The organism is Streptomyces beijiangensis, from assembly GCF_017315755.1.
Classification (GTDB): Bacteria; Actinomycetota; Actinomycetes; order Streptomycetales; family Streptomycetaceae; genus Streptomyces; species Streptomyces beijiangensis.
In genome coordinates, this window is sequence record NZ_JAFLRJ010000359.1 from 1 (window position 1) to 288 (window position 288).

1 protein-coding gene is annotated in these 288 nt (G+C 68.1%); it reads right to left on the bottom strand.

The features are described from left to right. Window positions 1-288: polysaccharide deacetylase family protein (locus J0695_RS30770; protein WP_206967580.1), on the bottom strand; the 288-nt coding region annotated here is incomplete at both ends.

The following is a 288-nucleotide window of genomic DNA, read 5'->3' on the forward strand; positions in this document are numbered from 1 at the left end:
GGGGCGGACGCATCAGGGTAGGGGTGCGGCCGGTGAGCTGCTTGACGCGGTCCTGTACACGGCTGAGTTCGCGGCGGATCTCCGCGTCGCTCACCTCGGTCAGCCGGGGGTGGGTCCAGCTGTGGTTGCCCACCTCATGGCCCTCCATGGCTTCCCTGGTGACGAGCTGGGGGCGCGTCTGGATGTCGTTGCCCAGGAGGAAGAAGGTCGCGTTCACACGCTTGGCCTTGAGGATGTCCAGCAGCTCTGCCGTGTCACGGCCCGGACCGGCGTCGAAGGTCAGCGCGA